The 17043-nt window shown below is 69.5% G+C and carries 18 protein-coding genes; 2 read left to right on the top strand and 16 right to left on the bottom strand.

Annotated elements, in window-relative coordinates; translation table 11 throughout:
- The first annotated feature begins 21 nt into the window (after positions 1–21).
- Positions 22–2058, top strand: coding sequence for a maltotransferase domain-containing protein (locus QP119_RS04970; RefSeq protein ID WP_284774078.1), 2037 nt, complete (start codon positions 22–24; stop codon positions 2056–2058).
- Positions 2059–2134: 76 nt separating this feature from the next.
- Complete coding sequence (glgB, locus tag QP119_RS04965) at positions 2135–4324, top strand: 1,4-alpha-glucan branching protein GlgB (RefSeq protein WP_284774077.1); 2190 nt, start codon at positions 2135–2137, stop codon at positions 4322–4324.
- Positions 4325–4369: 45 nt separating this feature from the next.
- Here glgB and QP119_RS04960 read toward each other — a convergent pair whose 3' ends face one another.
- The 16 genes from QP119_RS04960 to QP119_RS04885 all read right to left on the bottom strand — a co-directional run bounded on the left by QP119_RS04960 (position 4370) and on the right by QP119_RS04885 (position 17013).
- Positions 4370–5266, bottom strand: a complete 897-nt coding sequence (locus QP119_RS04960) for a tetratricopeptide repeat protein (RefSeq protein WP_284774075.1) — start codon at positions 5264–5266, stop codon at positions 4370–4372.
- A gap of 1 nt (position 5267) precedes the next feature.
- The gene (locus QP119_RS04955; RefSeq protein WP_284774072.1) at positions 5268–5573 is read right to left on the bottom strand and encodes a thiamine-binding protein; all 306 of its coding nucleotides are present in this window, start codon (positions 5571–5573) and stop codon (positions 5268–5270) included.
- Between the two features lie 30 nt (positions 5574–5603).
- Positions 5604–5870, bottom strand: a complete 267-nt coding sequence (locus tag QP119_RS04950) for a hypothetical protein (RefSeq protein WP_284774070.1) — start codon at positions 5868–5870, stop codon at positions 5604–5606.
- The gene (nucS, locus tag QP119_RS04945) at positions 5871–6563 is read right to left on the bottom strand and encodes an endonuclease NucS (protein WP_284774068.1); all 693 of its coding nucleotides are present in this window, start codon (positions 6561–6563) and stop codon (positions 5871–5873) included.
- A gap of 46 nt (positions 6564–6609) precedes the next feature.
- Complete coding sequence (locus QP119_RS04940; protein ID WP_284774066.1) at positions 6610–7080, bottom strand: DUF2550 domain-containing protein; 471 nt, start codon at positions 7078–7080, stop codon at positions 6610–6612.
- 136 nt (positions 7081–7216) lie between these two features.
- Positions 7217–7588, bottom strand: a complete 372-nt coding sequence (locus tag QP119_RS04935; RefSeq protein WP_284774064.1) for a F0F1 ATP synthase subunit epsilon — start codon at positions 7586–7588, stop codon at positions 7217–7219.
- A 9-nt stretch (positions 7589–7597) separates the two neighbouring features.
- Positions 7598–9049, bottom strand: coding sequence for a F0F1 ATP synthase subunit beta (gene atpD / locus QP119_RS04930; protein WP_284774062.1), 1452 nt, complete (start codon positions 9047–9049; stop codon positions 7598–7600).
- A gap of 2 nt (positions 9050–9051) precedes the next feature.
- Positions 9052–10029, bottom strand: coding sequence for a F0F1 ATP synthase subunit gamma (locus tag QP119_RS04925; protein WP_284774060.1), 978 nt, complete (start codon positions 10027–10029; stop codon positions 9052–9054).
- A 53-nt stretch (positions 10030–10082) separates the two neighbouring features.
- Positions 10083–11726, bottom strand: a complete 1644-nt coding sequence (gene atpA, locus QP119_RS04920) for a F0F1 ATP synthase subunit alpha (RefSeq protein ID WP_284774202.1) — start codon at positions 11724–11726, stop codon at positions 10083–10085.
- A gap of 55 nt (positions 11727–11781) precedes the next feature.
- Positions 11782–12591, bottom strand: a complete 810-nt coding sequence (locus QP119_RS04915) for a F0F1 ATP synthase subunit delta (RefSeq protein WP_284774058.1) — start codon at positions 12589–12591, stop codon at positions 11782–11784.
- Between the two features lie 9 nt (positions 12592–12600).
- A complete protein-coding gene (locus QP119_RS04910; protein ID WP_075664013.1) occupies positions 12601–13161 on the bottom strand; it encodes a F0F1 ATP synthase subunit B in 561 nt (186 codons plus the stop codon).
- Positions 13162–13194: 33 nt separating this feature from the next.
- Positions 13195–13449 carry an ATP synthase F0 subunit C gene (locus QP119_RS04905; protein ID WP_075664014.1) on the bottom strand — a complete coding sequence of 85 codons (255 nt, stop codon included), beginning with the start codon at positions 13447–13449 and terminating at the stop codon, positions 13195–13197.
- Between the two features lie 104 nt (positions 13450–13553).
- Positions 13554–14363 carry a F0F1 ATP synthase subunit A gene (atpB, locus tag QP119_RS04900; protein WP_284774056.1) on the bottom strand — a complete coding sequence of 270 codons (810 nt, stop codon included), beginning with the start codon at positions 14361–14363 and terminating at the stop codon, positions 13554–13556.
- A 304-nt stretch (positions 14364–14667) separates the two neighbouring features.
- Positions 14668–15126, bottom strand: coding sequence for a hypothetical protein (locus tag QP119_RS04895; RefSeq protein WP_423777757.1), 459 nt, complete (start codon positions 15124–15126; stop codon positions 14668–14670).
- 24 nt (positions 15127–15150) lie between these two features.
- Positions 15151–16308 carry an MraY family glycosyltransferase gene (locus tag QP119_RS04890; protein WP_284774054.1) on the bottom strand — a complete coding sequence of 386 codons (1158 nt, stop codon included), beginning with the start codon at positions 16306–16308 and terminating at the stop codon, positions 15151–15153.
- Positions 16309–16311: 3 nt separating this feature from the next.
- Positions 16312–17013, bottom strand: coding sequence for an L-threonylcarbamoyladenylate synthase (locus QP119_RS04885; protein ID WP_284774052.1), 702 nt, complete (start codon positions 17011–17013; stop codon positions 16312–16314).
- Between the last annotated feature and the right edge of the window lie 30 nt (positions 17014–17043).

Raw genomic sequence — 17043 nt, 5'->3', positions numbered from 1 at the left:
CTGGAAGGTGGAGACGCCGAGATGACAGACCCCGCTGACCCCGTCGCCCGGCTCGGCTTGGACGACATCAGGCCCACGATCACGATGGGGAGGCTGCCGGCCAAGGCCGTCGTCGGCGAGATGGTCCCCGTCTTCGCACTCGTCTGGCGGGAGGGCCACGACGCCGTGGCCGCCACCCTCCAGGTCACGGACCCCGACGGGGTCACCACCGCCTACCCGATGGTCGCGGAGCCGCAGAACCCGGACAACCACCACGGCGTCTTCGTCCCGGACCGGGAGGGCGACTGGTGGTACCGCGTCGAGGCGTGGTCGGACCCGATCGCGACCTGGCGCAACGCGGTGACCAAGAAGATGGGCGCCGGCCAGGGCGCCGAGGAGCTCGAAAACGACCTGCGCCACGGCGCGGAGCTCTTCGACCGCGCCGCGCTCAACTCCTCCGACCACGGGGCGCGCACCCGCCTGCGCAGCGCGGCGGACGCGCTGGCCTCCGAGGGCCACCCCTACGACCGCAGCCTGATCGCCCTCGACGACCAGACCCGCCGCATCCTCGACGCCGAGCCGCTGCGCGACATGATCGTCGTCTCCGAGGAGCGCCCGGTCCACGTCGAGCGGAAGAAGGCCCTGTTCAGCTCCTGGTACGAGCTCTTCCCGCGCTCGACCGGCGACTGGGACGAGGCCGGCAACCCCGTGCACGGCACCTTCGCCACCACCGCCGCGGCCCTCGACCGGGTGCGCGAGATGGGCTTCGACACCGTGTACTTCCCGCCGATCCACCCGATCGGCGAGGTCAACCGCAAGGGCCGCAACAACACCCTGGCCCCGGGGCCCGAGGACGTCGGCTCGCCGTGGGCCATCGGCTCCTCGGACGGCGGCCACGACGCGGTGCACCCGCGCCTGGGCACGCTCGACGACTTCGACGCGCTGGTCGCCCGCGCCGAGGAGCTCGGCCTGGAGGTCGCACTCGACCTGGCGCTGCAGGCCGCCCCGGACCACCCGTGGGCGAAGAGCCACCCGGAGTTCTTCACCGTGCTGCCCGACGGCACCATCGCCTACGCGGAGAACCCGCCGAAGAAGTACCAGGACATTTACCCGCTCAACTTCGACAACGACCCGAAGGGCATCTACGAGGAGATCCTGCGGGTCGCGGAGTTCTGGATCGGCCACGGCGTGCACACCTTCCGCGTGGACAACCCGCACACCAAGCCGGTCAACTTCTGGCACTGGCTGATCTCCGCGGTGCACGAGGAGCACCCCGAGGTGATCTTCCTGGCCGAGGCCTTCACCCGCCCGGCGCGCCTCTACGGGCTGTCCAAGGTGGGCTTCTCGCAGTCCTACACGTACTTCACCTGGAAGACGACGAAGCGCGAGCTCACCGAGTTCATCGAGCAGACCCTCGACAACGCCGACGTCTCGCGGCCCAACCTCTTCGTCAACACCCCGGACATCCTGCACGAGTCCCTGCAGTACGGCGGGCGGGCGGCCTTCGCCATCCGCGCGGCGCTGGCGGCGACGATCTCGCCGCTGTGGGGCGTCTACTCCGGCTTCGAGCTCTACGAGCACGAGGCCGTGCGCCCGGGCAGCGAGGAGTACCTCGACAGCGAGAAGTACGAGCTGCGCCCGCGCGACTTCGAGGGCGCGGCCGCGCGCGGCGACTCGCTGGAGCCGTTCATCGCGCTGCTCAACTGGATCCGCGGCGAGCGCCCGGCCCTGCAGCAGCTGCGCACCCTGCACCTGCACGAGGTCGACAACGACCAGCTGATCGCCTACAGCAAGGTCGACCCGGTCACCGGCGACGCCGTGCTGGTGGTGGTCAACCTCGACCCGCGCAACCCGCAGGAGGGCACCGTCACCGTCGACCGCGAGGTCCTCGGCCTCGACGCCGAGGGCGACTTCCCCGTCCACGACCTGGTCACCGGCTCCCACTGGCGCTGGTCGGACCGCAACTTCGTGCGGCTGAGCCCGCAGGCCGACGTCGCCCACATCCTGGCCCTGCCGCAGGTCCCCGAGGAGCGCCGCGAGCGCCTGGCCTACCGCGAGGTCCACGACTACCGCCCCTGACCGGCCCCGCGCCCGGCCCACGCCGGGCGCCGCCGGCACCCCGATATCCGAGAACACAACGGAAAGACGACCCACCATGCACGAACACGACCTCGGCATCCCCGACTCCGACCTCGACCTGCTGCTGACGCAGAGTCACTGGGCGCCGCACGACTTCTACGGCTGGCACGAGACGGAGGACGGCTCCGTGGTGCGCACCCGCCAGGTCGGTGCCGAGAAGGTCGAGCTGCTCTACGACGGCGACAGCGTCGAGATGGTCCCCGTCGGCCACGACATCTGGGCCGTCGGCCTCGACTCGCGCCGCTCGCTGGACTACCGCCTCAAGGTCACCTGGCCGGGCGGCGAGCCGGTGATCATGGCCGACCCGTACCACTTTCTGCCCACCCTCGGTGAGCTGGACATCTACCTGATCGGCGAGGGCCGCCACGAGCGGCTCTGGAAGGTGCTGGGCGCCAACGTGCGCCGCTACGACACGGCCCTGGGCCACGTCGTGGGCACCGCCTTCGCCGTGTGGGCCCCGAACGCCCGCTCGGTGGCCGTCATCGGCGACTTCAACGGCTGGAACGCCGACCAACACCCGATGCGCTCCCTGGGTTCCTCGGGCGTGTGGGAGCTGTTCATCCCCGGCGTGACCGCCGGCGCGACCTACAAGTTCGCCGTGCTCGCCCAGGACGGCACCCGCCGCGACAAGGCCGACCCGATGGCCAAGGCCGCCGAGGTGCCGCCGGCGACGGCCTCCAAGGTCGCCGAGTCCGACTACGAGTGGCACGACTCCGCCTGGGTCTCCCAGCGTGAGCAGACCGACCACACCGCCGCGCCGATGAGCGTCTACGAGGTCCACCTCGGCTCCTGGCGCGAGGGCATGAACTACGAGCGCGCGGTCACCGAGTTGGTCGACTACGTCGTCGAGCACGGCTTCACGCACGTCGAGCTCATGCCGGTCGCCGAGCACCCCTTCGGCGGCTCCTGGGGTTACCAGGTCACCGGCTACTACGCCCCGACCTCGCGCTGGGGCTCCCCGGACCAGCTGCGCGCGCTCGTCGACGCCTGCCACCGCGCCGGCGTCGGCGTGATCGTCGACTGGGTGCCCGGGCACTTCCCGCGCGACGAGTGGGCGCTGGCCCGCTTCGACGGCCAGGCCCTCTACGAGCACCCGGACTGGCGCCGCGGCGAGCAGCGCGACTGGGGCACCTTCGTCTTCGACTGGGGCCGCGCCGAGGTGCGCAACTTCCTGGTGGCCAACGCCCTGTACTGGGTCGAGGAGTTCCACATCGACGGCCTGCGCGTCGACGCGGTCGCCTCCATGCTCTACCTGGACTACTCGCGCAACGACGGCGAGTGGCTGCCCAACCAGTACGGTGGCCGCGAGAACCTCGACGCCGTGCAGTTCCTCCAGGAGACCAACGCCACCGTGCACAAGACCTTCCCCGGCGTGCTGACCATCGCCGAGGAGTCGACGTCCTGGCCGGGCGTGACCACCCCGACCTACGACGGCGGGCTGGGCTTCGACTTCAAGTGGAACATGGGCTGGATGAACGACACCCTCGAGTACTTCACGCTCGACCCGGTGCACCGCTCCTACCACCACAACGAGATCACCTTCTCGATGATTTACGCCTACTCGGAGCACTACATCCTGCCGTTCTCCCACGACGAGGTCGTCCACGGCAAGGGCTCACTGTGGCAGCGCATGCCGGGCGACGCCTGGAACAAGGCGGCGGGCCTGCGCACCCTCTACGGCTACATGTTCTCCCACCCGGGCAAGAACCTGCTCTTCCAGGGCCAGGAGTTCGGCCAGGCCGACGAGTGGAACGACTCCATCGGCGTGCCCTTCGGCCAGATGGAGGGCTGGGAGGGCGAGTACCACCGCGGTATCCGCCGCCTGATCGACGACGTCAACGGCCTCTACCCCACCCTGCCGGCGCTCTACAGCCGTGACTCGGACCCGGCGGGCTTCCAGTGGGTCAAGTCGGACGACTTCACCCACAACGTGCTCGCCTACGTCCGCCACGGCTCGGACGGCTCGGCGCTGCTGGCCGTGGTCAACATGTCCGGCTCCTCGCACCTGGGCTACCGCCTGGGCGTGCCCTTCGGCGGGCGCTGGGAGCTGGTGCTCAACACCGACGACGCCGCCTACGAGGGCGCGGGCAACCCGCTCGACGAGTTCGTCGAGGCCCCCGAGCAGGAGTACGACGGCTTCGCCCACTCCGTGACCCTGCACCTGCCGGCGCAGTCCGTGCAGTGGTACCGCCAGGTGCGCGACTGATCCCCCGCCGGGGCGGTGCCGTCCGCCCCGGCCCCGTCGGCGGCGCTAGAACAGCGCGCTGGCCATTTTCGTGCGCGCGGCGATGACGCGCTCGTCGCCGGCGTCGAAGAGGGCGAACAGCTCGACGAGCCGGTCGCGCACGCGGTCGCGCTCGTCGCCGGCCAGCGTCGTCAGCAGCGCGATCAGGCGCTCGAAGGCGCGCTCCGGCGCGCCCGCGGCGACCTCGGCGTCCGCCGCGGCGAACTGCTTGCCGACGTCGCGGGGGTCGGCGTCGGCGTCCGACACCGGGTCGGCGCCGGGCGCCGTGTGCTCCGCCAGGCGCACGAGCAGCTTCGCGTTGTCGCGCGCCTGGCGCGCCCGGGTGTTGTCCGGCTCGGCGTCCACGATGACCTGGTAGGCATCGACGGCCGCCGCGGGGTCGCCGGCGGCGATGAGATCCGCGGCCGCGGTGAAGCGCGGGTCGTCGGCCTCCTCCTCGCCGCCGTCGGCCCGCAGCCCCTCGAGCTGCGGGCCGACCTGCTCGACGAGCGCGCCGACCCAGCCGCGCAGCTGCTCGGCGGGCTGGCCGCCCTGGAAGCTGGCCACGGGGCGCCCGGCGGCGAGCGCCAGCACGGTCGGCAGCCCCTGCACGCCCAGGGCCTGGGCGAGGCGCGCCTGGGCGTCGGCGTCCAGGTAGCCGAAGACGAAGCCGGTCTTCTCCTGGCCCTCGGCCAGGGCGCGCAGGTCGGCGCGCAGCTGCTCGGACTCGGGGCTGCGGGCCGTGCCCACCAGCACCACGACGGGCACCTGGGTGGAGCGGCGCACCATCTCGCGTTCGGCGTTCTCGGGGGACAACTCCACGTAGGCGGCGGCGCCAGCCTTGTCCGCCTGGCGTTCGCGCGCGGCGTCGGCAAGCTGTCCCAGGTCGACGGCGCGGGAGGTGAAACGGTCGGGTGCGGTCAAGTCAGTCCTCCTTGAGGTGGCGTTCCAGCGATTCGACCTTGCCGTGGATGCGGTCGGTGTAGCCCGGGCGGATGTCGGCCTTGAGCACGAGCGAGACGCGCGGGGAGACCGCGGCGACGGCCTCGCAGGCGCGGTGGACGACGTCCATGACCTCGTCCCACTCCCCCTCCAGGAGGGTGAACATGGCGTTGGTCTCGTTGGGCAGACCCGACTCGCGCACCACGCGGACGGCCTCGGCGACGGCGGCGGACATCTCCGCCTCCGCGTTCGGGGTCTCGGTGGGCGCCACGGAAAAGGCGATGATCATGGGCCCCACACTACCCGCGGGGTACCGAGGCTAGCCGCGGGTGCGCGCCGCACGGTGCCAGCAGCCGGAGTGCCAGTGACGGCGCGACTCCGGGTCGTGGCGCGGCCAGGCGACCACGTGGGCCACCCCGGGTTCGATCGGCCCCATGCAGTGCGGGCAGGTGTAGCGCTTGTGTGCGCGGTCGGCGGTGACGGGGCGCATCTCGAAGTCGCCGCCGCCCGGCCCGGTGACCCGGTTGGACCACAGGGCGGGCACGGGCCGCGGCTCGACGCGCCCGCGCCGGTTGTGCCGCGGCATCTAGAACAGCCTCAGCTCGTCGGACTCGGTGCCGCGCATCTTGGCGTAGTCGAGGATCTGGCAGCGGATGCCGCGGTCCTCGGCCAGGGTGCGCGCCTGCGGCTTGATCTCCTGGGCGGCGAAGACGCCGTCGACCGGGGCCAGCAGCGCGTCGCGGTTGAGCAGCTCGAGGTAGCGGGTCAGCTGCTCGACGCCGTCGATGTTGCCGCGGCGCTTGATCTCCACGGCCACCGTGTGCCCCTCGGCGTCGCGGGCGAGGATGTCCACCGGGCCGATCGCGGTCGGGTACTCGCGGCGGATGAGCGTGTAGCCGACGCCGAGCTCCTCGATCTGCTCGGCGAGCAGCTCCTGGAGATGGGCCTCCACGCCGTCCTTGACCAGGCCGGGGTCCTCGCCGAGGTCACGGTTAAGCTCCGCGTGGATCTTCTCGACGGTGATGCGCAGCTGCTCTCCCTTGGGGTTCTCCACCACCCAGAGCTCCTCACCGGTGTCCTCGCCGTCGGCGTCGACGATCTCGGAGGTGTGCACCGTGCACGGCGGGGTCATCCAGTTCAGCGGCTTGTAGGCGCGGTCGTCGGCGTGCACCGAGACCGAACCGTCGGCCTTGAGCATCAGCAGGCGGTCGGCCGGGGGCAGGTGGGCTTCCAGACGGCCGACGTAGTCCACGGAGCAACGGGCGATGACGAGACGCATGGTGCACCAGGGTACCCGCCGGGTGCGCGCACGCGTGCCGCGGGGCTCAGCGCCGCCGTTCGCGGCGCTCGCGGCGGATGCGGGCGCGTAGGCGGTAAAAGTCCGGGCGCTCCTGGCGGACGTCCGGGGCGGACTCCAGCCAGGCGGTGAAGCCCATCTCGGCGTGCGGGGCGCAGGCGATCTCCCACTCGACGCCGGCGCTGCGGAAGGGGAGCACGTGGTAGCCGTCGGGCATGAACGCGGCCTCGCTGGGGGTCAGCTCGCGGCGGCGGCCCAGCGTGAGCTCCACGCGGTGGAAGGTCGAGTCCGGCCCCGGCGCGATCGAGCGCAGCTTGTAATAGTGCAGGAAGTCCCCGTCGTAGCGCACCAGTCCGTGGCGCCAGCCGTGGGCGCCGTTGGCCGGCAGCCGGCGCAGGACCACGGTCGCCCCCGTCGAGCGCAGCAGGAGGAACCGGCGCGCGGCGAGCGCCGCCCCGACGGCCAGAAACGCCACGAACACCCAGACAACGACCGTCACTCGGGGGAACTCCTTTACGCGAGCCTGCCACGGACCTCCCGGATCCCTTTGGGCAAGTCTATCGCGCAGACGACAAAGAACCACCCCGCCCCCGCCGGTGGCGGGTACGGGGTGGTTCCAAAGGTGTACCGGAGCGCTAGGCCTCCTCCAGGCGCTGCAGCGCACGCAGGGCGGCCTGGCCGCGGCCGCGCACCATCTCGTCGTCGGAGTCGGCGTCGGCCTCGGCCTGGGCGCGGTCGACCTCGTCGGCCCACTCGGCCCAGTCGGCCAGGACGGTGACCTTCTCCTTCGAGACGGACAGGAATCCGCCCTGCACGGCGGCGACGCGGCGGTCGCCGTCGACGGGTCGGACCGTCACGACGCCGTTCTCGGTCAGCTGGCCGAGCATCGGCTCGTGCCCGGGCAGCACGCCGATCTCACCCTCGGTGGTCTGCGCGGTCAGGATCGTGGCCTTACCCGACCACAGCTTCCGTTCCACGGAGACCAGTTCCACGGTGATGTCAGCCATGGCGACCCCCTACTTCTCGGTCATCTTCTTGTAGGCCGCCTCGACGTCGTCCAGGCCACCGAGGCCGTTGAAGGCCTGCTCCGGGTAGTTGTCGTACTCACCGTTGCAGATGCGCTCGAAGGCGTCGATGGTGTCCTTCAGCGGGACGTAGGAGCCCTCCAGGCCCGTGAACTTCTGGGCCACGAAGAAGTTCTGGCCCAGGAAGCGCTCGATGCGACGGGCACGCTGGACGGTGATCTTGTCCTCCTCGGACAGCTCGTCCATGCCCAGGATCGCGATGATGTCCTGGAGCTCCTTGTTCTTCTGGAGGATGTTGATCACGCGCTGCGCCACCTCGTAGTGGTGCTCGCCGACGATCGACGGCTCCAGGATGCGGGAGGTCGAGGTCAGCGGGTTCACCGCGGGGTAGATGCCCTTCGAGGCGATGCCACGGTCGAGCTCGGTGGTCGCGTCCAGGTGGGCGAACGTGGTCGCCGGGGCCGGGTCGGTGTAGTCGTCGGCGGGCACGTAGACGGCCTGCAGCGAGGTGATCGAACGGCCCTTGGTCGAGGTGATTCGCTCCTGCAGGACGCCCATCTCGTCGGCCAGGGTCGGCTGGTAACCGACGGCCGACGGCATGCGGCCCAGCAGGGTCGACACCTCGGAGCCGGCCTGGGTGAAGCGGAAGATGTTGTCGATGAACAGCAGCACGTCCTGGTGCTGCACGTCACGGAAGTACTCCGCCATGGTCAGGCCGGACAGGGCGACGCGCATACGGACTCCCGGCGGCTCGTCCATCTGGCCGAACACGAGCGCGGTGTCCTGGAGCACGCCCATCTCCTCCATCTCGAGGAAGAGGTCCGTGCCCTCACGGGTGCGCTCACCGACGCCGGAGAAGACCGACGTACCGGAGAACTCGCGGGCGATACGGGTGATCATCTCCTGGATGAGCACCGTCTTGCCCACGCCGGCGCCGCCGAACAGGCCGATCTTGCCGCCCTTGACGTACGGGGTCAGCAGGTCGATGACCTTGATGCCCGTCTCCAGGATCTCGGTCTTGCCCTCGAGCTGGTCGAAGGGCGGCGGGTCGCGGTGGATGCCCCAGCGCTCAATCGACTCGTCGTCGTTGAGCTCCGGCGCGTCCAGGCAGTCGCCCAGGGCGTTGAAGACGTGGCCCTTGACCACGTCGCCGACCGGTACCGAGATCGGCTTGCCGGTGTCGATGACCTCGACGCCGCGGACCAGGCCGTCGGTCGGGGCCATGGAGATGGTGCGCACCAGGTTGTCGCCCAGGTGCTGCGCCACCTCGAGGGTGATGGTCTTGGCGACGGCCGGAAGGGTGACCTCGACCTTCAGCGCGTTGTACAGTGCCGGCAGCTCGCCGCGCGGGAACTCCACGTCGACGACAGCACCGATGACGCGCACGACGCGGCCAGCGGCCGTCGCCTGCTGTGCTTCATGCTCGTTGAGAGCTGTACTCATAATCAGTCTCTTTCTCCGCTTTCGGCGAGCGCGCCAGCGCCACCGACGATCTCTGTGATTTCCTGCGTGATCTGCGCCTGACGGGCCTGGTTGGCCACGCGCGAGAGGTTATCGACCAGCTCAGTGGCGTTGTCCGTCGCCGACTTCATGGCGGTGCGCCGCGAGGCCGACTCGGAGGCCGCCGACTCGAGGAACATCGAGAACAGCGTGCGCGAGACGTACTTGGGCAGCAGCGCCTCGAGCAGCGTGTCCGGGTCCGGCTCGAAGTCGTAGTCGGGCTCGGGCTGATCGCCGGCGTCCTCCAGGATGCCGTCGCCCAGCTCGAAGTCCTCGTTCTCGATGACAGGCTCGATGGGCAGCAGCTGGTGCGCACGCGCCACCTGCGAGAGCATCGACTTGAACTCGGTGTAGACCACGTGCACCTGGTCGAAGCCGCGAACGCCGTCGTGCTCGGGGTCGGTCAGACCCTCGCGGGTCTTCGCGGTCCCGGCCGAACCGGCGAGGAAGCCGTCGATCATGTGCCGGCGCACGTCGTGGGTGATGTCCCAGTTCGGGTCCTGCGAGAACCCGCTCCAGGCGCCCGCCAGCTCCGTGCCCCGGAACTGGTAGTAACCGATTCCCTTGGAGCCGGTCACGTAGAGGACGACCTCGTAGCCGGCCTCCTCGAGCATCTTGGTCAGCTCGGCCGTCTTCTTGAAGACGTTGTGGTTGTAGCCGCCGCACATGCCGCGATCAGAGGAGATCACGAGCACCGCGGCGACCTTGCCGCCGTCGTCGCTGAGCATCGGGTGGTCGAGAGAGGACGCGCTGGCGAGACGCTCCACGACCTTCTGGATCTCCTCGGCGTAGGGCACGGAAGCGTTCATACGGTTCTGTGCCTTGGTGATGCGCGAGGTAGCGATCAGCTCCTGGGCCTTGGTGATCTTCTTGGTCGAGTTGACGGACCGGATGCGGTCGCGCAGTTCGCGAAGATTAGCCATGGATAACGTCCCTCCTTTCCTTCATCATCTCGTGGGTCATGCGTCCTCCCCGACTAGTTGCTGGTCTTCTTGCGGGAGACCGTGAGCTTGTTCTTCTCGATCTCGCTCTGGTCCAGCGCGTCGACCTTGGGGTCGTTGACCACGGGGCGGCCGTCGGAGGCCTGGAAGGTCTTGGTGAACTCCTCGGCACCGCGGGCCAGGGCGGCCTTGGACTCGTCGGTCAGCGGGGCGCCGCCGTCGATCTGCTCGTAGACCTCCGGGGTGTGCTGGCGCAGGTACTCCTGCAGCTCCGCCTCGAAGCGGCGCACGTCCTCGACGGGAACGACGTCGAAGAAGCCCTCGTTGGCGAGGTAGATCGAGACCATCTGGAACTCGACGGCCTGCGGGGAGCTCTCCGGCTGCTTGAGCAGCTCGACGAGGCGCTCGCCGCGCTCCAGCTGGGCCTTGGACGCGGAGTCCAGGTCGGAGGCGAAGGTGGCGAAGGCCTCGAGGTCGCGGTACGCGGCCAGGTCGAGTCGCAGCGAACCGGCGACCTTCTTCATGCCCTTGGTCTGCGCGGCGCCACCGACACGGGAGACGGAAACACCGACGTTGATTGCGGGGCGGACACCCTGGTTGAACAGGTCCGACTCCAAGAAGACCTGCCCGTCGGTGATCGAGATGACGTTGGTCGGGATGAACGCCGAGACGTCGTTGGCCTTGGTCTCGATGATCGGCAGGGCGGTCAACGAGCCGGCGCCCATGTCGTCGGAGAGCTTGGCCGCGCGCTCCAGCAGGCGGGAGTGCAGGTAGAACACGTCACCGGGGTACGCCTCGCGTCCCGGCGGACGGCGCAGCAGCAGCGAGATGGCGCGGTAGGCCTCGGCCTGCTTGGTCAGGTCATCGTAGATGACCAGGACGTGGTAGCCCTGGTACATCCAGTGCTGACCCAGCGCGGCACCCGCGAAGGGCGCCAGCCACTTGAAGCCGGCGGAGTCGGACGCCGGGGCGGCCACGATCGTGGTGTAGTCCAGGGCGCCGTGCTCCTCGAGCGTGCGGCGCACGCCGGCGATCGTGGTGCCCTTCTGGCCGATGGCGACGTAGATGCAGCGGACCTGCTTGTCCTTGTCGCCGGACTCCCAGTTGGCCTTCTGGTTGAGGATGGTGTCGATGCACACCGCGGTCTTGCCGGTCTTACGGTCGCCGATGATCAGCTGTCGCTGACCGCGGCCGATCGGGGTCATCGCGTCGATGGCCTTGATGCCGGTCTGCATCGGCTCCTCGACGGGCTGGCGCTGCAGCACCGTCGGGGCCTGCAGCTCCAGCACGCGGTCCTCTTCGCTCTCCACCGGGCCCAGACCGTCGATCGGCTGGCCCAGCGGGTTGACGACCCGGCCGAGGAAGTCCTCGCCGACCGGGATGGACAGGACCTCGCCGGTCCTCTTGACCTCGTCGCCCTCTTCAAGTTCCTCGAAGTTGCCCAGCACAACGACACCGATGGTGTCGGTGTCGAGGTTCTGCGCGACGCCGATGACGCCGCCGGGGAACTCGACGAGCTCGTTGGCCATAACGGAAGGCAAGCCCGAAACCTGGGCAATGCCGTCCGCGGCCGAGACGACCACGCCGACCTCCTCTCGGGAGGCCTCCGCGGAGAAGCTCGAGGTGTAGTTCGCTATCGCGCTACGGATCTCATCGGAGGAGATCGTCAGCTCCGCCATGTTCTTCCTGCTCTCGGTAGTTTCGTTCAATATCTTTAAAAGTCAAGCGTCCGCACTAGACCATCTGGGCGCGGAGGCGGTCCAGGCGGCCCCGCAGGGAACCGTCGATCCGCTCGTCGCCCACCTTGACGGTGGCGCCACCCAGGAGCGACTCGTCGACCTGGGTGTGCACCGAGATGTCCCGGCCGTAAACACGGCCCAGCTTCTCGGCCAGCGCCTGGCGCTGCCGGTCATCCAGTTCGCCGGCGGAGACCACGTGGGCGACCTCCCGGCCGGTAAACTCCGCGGCCTCGGCGACGAGTGCGTCGACGTCGTCGACCGGACCGTGCTCGGGGCGACCCACGACCTGGAGGACGAGGGCCTCGGCGTACTTGGACACCTTGCCGTAGAGGACGGACGCGGCCAGCGAACGCCGGCGGTCACCGTCGACCGTGGCGTCGCTCAGCAGCTGCGTGAGCCGCGGCTCCCGCTCCAGCAGGCGGGCGAGCTGGAAGAGCTCGTCCTCGACCTGTCCGAGCTGGCCCTCGGCGTTCGCGGCGCGGAAGATCGCGCGGCGGCCGATCGCGACCAGACCGGTGCGGAACTGTCGCGGCGTCGACCAGGTACGGCCCGCGGCCGCCTTCACGGCGTCGAGGGTGGTGCCTGCGACCTTGCCGCCGAAGAGGTCGTCGACCAGCCGGGAGCGAGACTCGGCGTCGACGGCCTGGTCGGCCAGGGCGACGCGCAGCTGGCGGTTCCCGTCGAGGAGCTCGACGACCTCGAAGAGCTCGGTGCCCGTCGTGGCCGCGGCGGCGACGTCGTCACCGACGATCGCGTCGAGGCTCACAAAGGAATGCGACAGTGCGTCGCGGCTTGCTGCGTGCATACTACCCACTCACTTCCCTGCCGGGAGGCTGTCCAGGTCCGACAGGAACGAGTCGATCGTGCCGGAGCGCTTGGTGGCGTCCGACAGCTCGCCGCCGAGCAGACGCTCGGCCAGGTTGATCGAGTTCTGCCCCATCTCCTGACGCAGCTCGGCGATCACGCTCTGTCGGGAGGCCTCGAGCTGCTTCTCGCCGGAGGCGACGATGCGCGAGGACTCCTCGCTCGCCTCCGCCCGCATCTCGGCCTGGATCTGCTTGCCGCGCTCACGCGCCTGCTCGCGGATCTCGTTGGCCTCGGCACGGGCCTCGGACAGCTGGGCGTTGTACTTCTCCAGGGCGGCCTTCGCCTCGGCCTGGGCGGCCTCGGCGCGCTGGATACCGCCCTCGATCCGGTCCTCACGCTCGGTCAGGACCTCCTGGAACTTCGGAAGGATCCACTTCCAGAAGATGAAGAGGATGACCAGCAGCGGAATGATGGACCAGACGATGTCGTAGGGCTTGGGCAGGAGGATCGAGTTGCCCGACTCGAGGGGCAACGTCTCCGCCGCAAGGTAGGTGATGACGTTCGTCATGTGAAACCGTTCTTCGTGCTGCTGCGTGTGTTCTTACAGGCTGGTGAACAGGAAGCCGGCCACCAGGCCGATCAGGGCCAGTGCCTCGACGAACGCGATGCCCAGGAACATGGTGGTACGCAGCTGGCCGGCCATCTCGGGCTGGCGGGCCATGCCCTCCAGGGCCTTGCCGACGAGGATGCCGATGCCGAGGCCCGGCCCGATGGTGGCGATGCCGTAGCCGATGGCACCGAGGTGCGGGGTGGCGGCAGCGGCGGCGTCGGCCTGAGCGAGGATGATGTCGTTCATGAGAAAGTCGTTCCCTTTCTTGGTGTCCGGGCCCTCTTATTCCTGGCCCCGGACGAGGTGTGTGCTCTTGGGGTTATGAAGTTGACCGCGTGGTTCGCGCCTTGTCAGTGCGAGTCCGCGTGCAGCGACAGCTCGATGTACACCGCAACCAGCAGGGCGAAGATGTACGCCTGCAGGAAGATGATGATGCACTCGTAGAGCGTGAACAGGATCGCCGCGACGATGGTCAGCCCCGACATCGCGGTCCAGGCGTTCAGCTGCCAGAAGAAGAAGTTCGTGGCGCTGTAGAGCAGGACCAGGATGAGGTGACCGGCCAGGAAGTTCGCCATCAGACGGAGGGTCAGGGTGACCGGCCGCATGACGAACGTCGAGAAGGCCTCGATGGGCACCACCAGGAAGTGGAGGGGCCACGGGAGGTTCGGGACGATCAGCGAGGACTTCATGTACTTGCCGAAGCCGTACTCTTTGCTCCCCGCGTAGATCATCGCGATGTACCCAACGACCGCCAGCGTCAACGGCATACCGATGCGCGCGTTCGGCGAGATGTTGAGGCCCGGAATGATCGTCGCCACGTTCATCACGAGGACAGTGAAGAAGATGGTGGCGATGATCGGCAGGAACCGACGCCCCTCCTTCTTACCGAGGATGTCCTCCGCGACGTGCACGCGCACGAAGTCGAGCGCGATCTCGGCGACGTTCTGCACCCCACGCGGAACGATCTTCGGGTTCCGCATGGCGACAAGGAAGAAGACCACCAGGACCGCCGCCATAATCAGGCGGACGATCATCAGGCGGTCCAGTGCAAACCAGCCGTTGGCGAAGCCCGTGAAGATGAGGTTGTGGGCCTCGCCGTCTTTCATGAACCCCGGGAAAAATTCATGGTCCAGTTCGGGGGCGTGAAACTCCCCCTTCATGGCCAGTGTCGTAACGCTCAGCGTTCTCTCCCGTTCTAGGGGCCGTGCGGCGGCCGGCGGGCTCCGCACGGTGCGATGGAGGTCGTGCCAGTCATTCCGCGGCCACCGTGACTCCGTCGCTCATCCCGGAATGGCCGCAGGGGAACAGGCCCCAACGTCGGAGAACCGGCCCCGTCGGAGACGGTTCCGTTGGCCCACGCTGAGGCGACCCGCGTAACAGGCTATCAGCCCGCTGTGTGTTTGTCCGACTGGACTCACCCCCGAATCCCCCCCCGGCCCGGGCGCGCCGGTGTCCGGATGGTCGTCAGCCCTTGTCGGACAGGTAGGTGACCCGGGTGGTGATCACCGCGTAGGCCTCGCAGGCGAGCACGATGACCAGGGCGACGACCACGGTGACGAAGAACGCCCAGGTGTCGTAGAAGTCCATGCCACGCAGCACGAACAGCACGACGACGAGCACGACGAGCTTCAGCAGCCAGCCGCCCAGGACGACCGCGCCGGTGGTGGCCGCCGAGGTGCCCGAGGTCAGCAGCACGCTCAGTGCGGTGAGCAGAACGAACCCGCCGCCGATCGCGGCGCCGATCAGGACCCCCCAGATGCCGGGCAGGTCACGTGCCCACCCCCACGCGACCAGGGACACGACCGTGACCACGAGCAGCGCGATGCCACCCTGGCGCACCGCCCTCTGCAGGGGCCGGCGCGGGTCGTCGTGGTCGCCTTCGTTGATGGGGGCGTCGTTTCCGGTGTCGTTCACGCCCGTCAACACTACCGCTTGCCGACGTCGCGCTCAGCCGGCGCGGTGCCTCCCGGGCCCGATGCGGCCGTCGCGCAGGGGCACGAGCGTGGCCGCCGCGGCGAGCACGAGCGCGAGCGCGGTGGCGCCCGCCGCCACGGGCGGCGGGACCACGGAGAAGGACACCGCCCCGAAGGCGAAGACGGAGCACCACAGGTACAGCACCAGGGCTGTGCGCCGGTGCGTGTGGCCCAGGCGCAGCAGGCGGTGGTGCAGGTGCATGCGGTCGGCGGCGAAGGGCGACCGGCCCGCCGAGACGCGGCGCACGACGGCGAGCACGAGGTCGAGCACGGGCACGAAGACGGCCGCGGCCACGACGATGATGGGGCTGGCCAGCGCGATCATGTCGACGGTGCCGTAGAGCGACATGTTGATCTTGCCGGAGGTCGAGGTCGCGGCCGCCGCGAGCAAAAGGCCGATGAGCATGGCCCCCGAGTCGCCCATGAAGATGCGCGAGGGTTCGAAGTTGTGCGGCAGGAAGCCCAGGCAGATGCCGACCAGGCCCGCGGCGATGATCGCCGGCGGGTAGGCGGCCACGGCCCCGCCCTGGTCGTGCAGGACGGTCAGCGAGTACAGCAGGAGTGCGCCGCCGGCGATCGCGCCGAGTCCGGCGGCCAGGCCGTCGAGCCCGTCGACGAAGTTCAACGCGTTGACGAGCAGCACGGTGAACACCGTGGTCAAGACCGTGGACTGGACCTGGTCGAGGACGACGGTGGTGCCCTCCCCCACCGGGACGTAGAGCAGCGTCCAGTTCAGGCCCAGCAGGCTCATCACGACGGCGCCGAGGATCTGCCCGACGAGCTTGCTCAGCGCGTCGAGCTCATAGAGGTCGTCGATGGCGCCGACGACGACGATGACGAAGCCGGCCCAGAGCACCGCGCTCATCTCCGGGGTCACGGGCAAGAACCCGCGAGTGAGCGCGGGCAGCTGGCTGGCCAGGAATACAGCGGCAATGAAGCCGGTGAACATCGCCACCCCGCCGAGCTGCGGGGTGGGCTGGGTGTGCACGTCGCGCTTGCGGATCTCCGCGATCCGGCCCGTGCGCACGAGGGCGTAGCGGATCAGCCCGGTGACCAGGAAGGTCACCGCGGCGCCCACGAGGAGCACGAGTCCGAGCTCGCGCAGGGGCACGCCCGCCACACCGACGCCCACAGGTTATTCCTCATCCCCTGCCGCGGCGGCGTCCGCTGCCTCGTCCTCAGCCACGGCCCCGATGGACTCGGGCGAGAGCCCGAGGACCTCGGCGATGCGCTCCCCCGGCACCGCGCCGGCGCGCAGAATGCGCGGGGTCGCACCGGACATGTCGACGATCGTGGAGGGCTCCCCGATGGTCGCCTCCCCGGAATCGAGGTAGACGGACACGGAGTCGCCGAGCTGCTGGCGCGCCGCGGCGGCCGACGTCGGCGCCGGGTGGCCGTGGATGTTGGCCGAGGAGACGGCCATCGGGCCGACCTCGCGCAGCAGCTGCAGGGCCACCGGGTGATTCGGCATGCGCACCATCACGGTGCCGCGGGTGTCGCCGAGGTCCCAGGGCAGCGAAGGCGCCTCGGGCACGACGAGCGAGAGCCCGCCGGGCCAGAAGGCCTCGACCAGGGCCCGGGTGCGCTCGTCGACGCCGGAGGTCAGGCCGGCGACGGTGTCCCAGGAGCCGACGAGCACGGGCACCGGGTAGTCCGGTCCGCGGTGCTTGGCTGCCAGCAGCGCGGCCACCGCCGGGTTGTTGAAGGCGTCCGCGCCAATGCCGTAGACGGTGTCGGTCGGGGTGACCACCAGCTCACCGGAGCGGGCGGCCTCGGCCGCGGCCCGCACGGCGTCGCGTCGCTTCGCGGCGTCGAGACAGCTGTAGATGTTTCCCACGTGGGTCCCTTCTTCAAGGCTCTGCCGCGT

This window comes from Corynebacterium frankenforstense (assembly GCF_030211955.1).
Lineage (GTDB): Bacteria > Actinomycetota > Actinomycetes > Mycobacteriales > Mycobacteriaceae > Corynebacterium > Corynebacterium frankenforstense_A.
This window is presented reverse-complemented; position numbering and strand designations above follow the sequence as displayed.